The organism is Pseudomonas sp. GZD-209 (genome assembly GCF_049310485.1).
Classification (GTDB): domain Bacteria; phylum Pseudomonadota; class Gammaproteobacteria; order Pseudomonadales; family Pseudomonadaceae; genus Aquipseudomonas; species Aquipseudomonas sichuanensis.
On sequence record NZ_JBMOWQ010000223.1, the window covers coordinates 1 to 3,828 of the forward strand.

Sequence of the window (3,828 nt, forward strand, 5' to 3'; positions counted from 1 at the left end):
ATCGCGGGGCAAGCCCGCTCCCACGCAGTTTGGTGCTGGCGTGGGAGCGGGCTTGCCCCGCGATGATTGCGTCAATCAATCGCCGGTCGCGACCCCACGCTGCGGATCATTGATCCACTCGCTCCACGACCCGGCATACAAGCGCCCCAGCGGGTACCCGGCCAGTGCCAGGGCGAACAGGTTGTGGCAAGCCGTCACCCCAGACCCGCAATAGGCCACCAGTTGCTCCGGCGAGCGCCCCTCCAGCTTCTCGGCAAACCGCTGCTTGAGCTGCTCGGCCGGCAGGAATCGCCCATCAGCTCCAAGGTTGTCGGTGAACGCCGCGCACTGAGCGCCCGGGATATGCCCGGCCACCGGGTCGATCGGCTCCACTTCGCCGCGAAAACGCGGCAATGCGCGCGCATCGATCAGCGTGAGCGCAGGCTCATCCAGACGCTTGAGCAGATGCCCGGCATCGATCAGCAGCTTCATGTCCGGCTCGCCGCTGAACTGGCCCTCACGCTTGACCGGCGGATCAAGGCTCAGCGGCAGGTGCGCCGCGTGCCAGGCCTTGAGGCCGCCATCGAGCAGGTACACCGATTCGCGCTTGCCGAGCCAGGCCAGCAACCACCAGGCGCGGGCGGCGAACGCACCAGGGCCGTCGTCGTACAGCACCACCCGGCTGTCATCGTCCACACCCCATTCACGCAGGCGCTCGACCAGCCGCTGTGCATCCGGCAATGGGTGGCGGCCGGTGCGGCCCTTGATCACCGGCCCGCTCAGGTCACGCTCAAGGTCGGCGAAATGCGCCCCGGCGATATGCCCCTGGGCATAGCTGCGTTGGCCGTAATCGACATCTTCCAGGGCAAAGCGGCAGTCGAGGATCACCAGGCCGGGCGCGTCCAGTTGCTCGGCCAGCTGCTGCGGGGTGATCAGTTGCGCAAGGGGCATGACAGTCTCCTGATGAAGGGCTCGAAGGCGCTGGTTAGTGCTCCAGGGCCTGGTTGAACGGTACATGGAATTCGTCGCACAAGGTGTCCACAACGGCGCGCGAGCCGGGCGTGACGAAGCCCAGTTCCAGCACCAGCACCTGATAGACGCCGCGCTTGAAGGCTTCTTCACCCAAATGCGCGGAATGTTCACGGGTGGTGCTGAGAAAACGCACCCACGAGGTCAACACGATCCAGGCATTGATGGTCAGCGATTCGATCTGCGCGGCATCCATGGCCAGGATGCCGGCCTCGACGAAACCACGGTAGATCGCCTGGCCCTGCTGCAGACAGCGCTGCGAAAAGCGCCGGTAGCGGGCGGCCAGCTCCGGGTCGCTTTCGAGCAGGTGTTCAAGGTCGCGGTGCAGGAAGCGGTAGTTCCACATCGCCGCCAGCAGTGCCTTGAGGTAGAAGCGTTTGTCCTCGACCGTGGCGACGCGGCCCTGGGGCGGGCGCAGGAAGCTGTCGACCAGTTCTTCGTACTGGCTGAACAGCACGGCGATGATCGCCTGCTTGTTGGGGAAGTGGTAGTACAGGTTGCCGGGCGATATTTCCATGTGCGCGGCAATGTGGTTGGTGCTGACGCTGCGCTCGCCCTGCTGGTTGAACAGCTCCAGGCTGTTCTGCACGATGCGTTCTCGGGTCTTCATGCGCGGGGCCATGCTCAGCTCCAGTCTCCGTGCGTTCAAGTGATGGGGCATCTTACGGGCTATCGCCCCGCAACGTCAGGGCACAGCAGCGCAAATGTCCGCTGATCTGGCAGATAAATCACTCACCCCGGCAGGAATTAGAGTATAGGCTCTACTCACTCTTTCCCACGGGTGCCTGCGCCATGACCTCGATCATCACCTCACCCCCTGTTACTTGCGACAGCACGCTCGAGGCGATGTTCGCCGCCCAGCGCCAGGCATTCGCCGGCAACCCCATGCCACCGGCGGCACAACGCCGGCAGTGGCTGAAAAGCCTGCGCGAAGCACTGCTACGTGAACAGGAGGCCCTGATCGCGGCCATCGACAGCGACTTTGCCGGGCGCAGCCGCGACGAGACCCTGCTCGCCGAGTTGATGCCCTCGGTGCAAGGCCTGCGCCATGCAGAACGCCACCTGCAACGCTGGATGCGGCCATCGCGCCGGCGCGTCGGCCTGGCCTTCCAGCCCGCCAGCGCCAAAGTGCTGTACCAGCCGCTGGGCGTGGTGGGGATCATCGTGCCGTGGAACTACCCGCTGTTCCTTGCCATCGGGCCCCTGACCTGCGCCCTGGCGGCCGGCAACCGGGTGATGCTCAAGCTCAGCGAAGCCACGCCAGCCACAGGGTTGGTCCTCAAGGCGCTGCTGGAACGGGTGTTCCCCAGCGATCTGGTCAGCGTGGTGCTGGGCGAGGTGGAAGTCGGCCAGGCCTTCGCCCGCCTGCCCTTCGACCACCTGCTGTTCACCGGCGCCACCAGCATCGGCCGCCAGGTGATGCTGGCGGCGGCGCACAACCTCACCCCGGTCACCCTCGAGCTGGGCGGCAAATCGCCCGCCATCGTCTCGGCGGATGTGCCACTGGACACCGCCGCCGAGCGCATCGCCTTCGGCAAGACACTCAACGCCGGGCAAACCTGCGTCGCCCCCGACTACGTGCTGGTGCCACGCGAACGCCTGGATGCCTTTGCCGATGCCTATCAGCGCGCGGTGCACAGGCTCTACCCGCGCATCGCCGACAACCCCGACTACAGCGCGATCATCAACCCGCGCCAGCTTGAGCGCCTGGAGCGCCTGCTGGCCGATGCCCGAGCACAGGGCGCGCAAGTGCGCGACCTCTACCCCGACGAACCGCGCCAGGGCCGCCGCCTGCCGCCGCACCTGGTGCTGGAGGTGAACGACAGCATGCAGGTGATGCAGGACGAGATCTTCGGGCCCTTGCTGCCGCTGGTGCCCTACGACCACCTGGACCAGGCGCTGACCTACATCAACCAGCGCCCGCGCCCGTTGGCGCTGTACTACTTCGGTTACGACCGTGGCCAGCAAGCCCGGGTGCTGCGCGACACCCATTCCGGCGGCGTGTGCCTCAACGACACCCTGCTGCACGTGGCCCAGGACGACCTGCCATTCGGCGGTGTCGGCCCCTCCGGCATGGGCCACTACCACGGTCATGAAGGTTTCCAGACGTTCAGCAAAGCCAAAGGGGTGCTGGCCAAGCAGCGCCTGAACGCTGCCCGGCTGATTTATCCGCCCTATGGCAAGGCCTTGCAGCGCCTGGTCTACAAACTGTTCATCCGTTGAGCGAGGAAGGCTGCGCATGCACCGTCGCGACCTGCTCAGGTTCAGCCTGGGCGCCAGCGTGTTCCTCGGCACCGCCAGCCTGATTGGCTGCTCGAAACAAACGCCCTCAGCGGATTACCAGGTGCTGCGCGATGACGACCTGCCGCTGTTGCGGGCCCTGATCCCCGTGGTGCTGGCCGGCACCCAGGCCACTGAAACGCTGGTGCTGCACAGCCTCGACGGCAAGTTGGCGGCGCTGTCGCCGGCCATGCTCAAGCTCACCCGGCAGTTGTTCGACGTGCTCAGCCTGCCGCTGACCCGGGGGCCGCTGACCGGCATCTGGGGCAGTTGGAGCGAGGCCAGCAACACTGCTGTGGAGGCCTTTCTCGCACGCTGGGGCGGTAGTTCGCTGAACCTGCTGCGCCAGGGGCATGCGTCGTTGCTGCAATTGTTGTCGATGGCTTGGTATGAGCGGCCGGAAGCCTGGGCTGCGTGTGGCTATCCGGGGCCACCGAAAATTTGAGTTTTACCAGGTTGGGGGGGGGGGGGGGGGGGGGGGGGGGGGGGGAAAAAAAAAAAAAAAAAAAAAAAAAAAAAAAAACAAACACACCCACACAA

Annotated in this window: 4 protein-coding genes; 2 read left to right on the forward strand and 2 right to left on the reverse strand. The window is 65.4% G+C overall.

From position 1 onward, the window contains the following. Nucleotides 1–75: 75 nt before the first annotated feature. Both ACO6VM_RS22680 and ACO6VM_RS22685 read right to left on the reverse strand, forming a co-directional pair. Nucleotides 76–930 (reverse strand): sulfurtransferase, encoded by an 855-nt coding sequence (locus ACO6VM_RS22680; protein ID WP_401055690.1) that lies wholly within the window; start codon nt 928–930, stop codon nt 76–78. A 34-nt stretch (nt 931–964) separates the two neighbouring features. After that, the gene (locus ACO6VM_RS22685) at nt 965–1,630 is read right to left on the reverse strand and encodes a TetR/AcrR family transcriptional regulator (RefSeq protein WP_110996027.1); all 666 of its coding nucleotides are present in this window, start codon (nt 1,628–1,630) and stop codon (nt 965–967) included. Nucleotides 1,631–1,800: 170 nt separating this feature from the next. Between ACO6VM_RS22685 and ACO6VM_RS22690 the strand changes: the two genes are divergently transcribed. Further along, nucleotides 1,801–3,231: a coniferyl aldehyde dehydrogenase gene (locus tag ACO6VM_RS22690; RefSeq protein ID WP_422403845.1), complete on the forward strand. Its 1,431-nt coding sequence runs from the start codon at nt 1,801–1,803 to the stop codon at nt 3,229–3,231. A gap of 16 nt (nt 3,232–3,247) precedes the next feature. After that, nucleotides 3,248–3,733, forward strand: coding sequence for a twin-arginine translocation pathway signal protein (locus ACO6VM_RS22695; protein ID WP_422403846.1), 486 nt, complete (start codon nt 3,248–3,250; stop codon nt 3,731–3,733). The last annotated feature ends 95 nt before the right edge of the window (nt 3,734–3,828 follow it).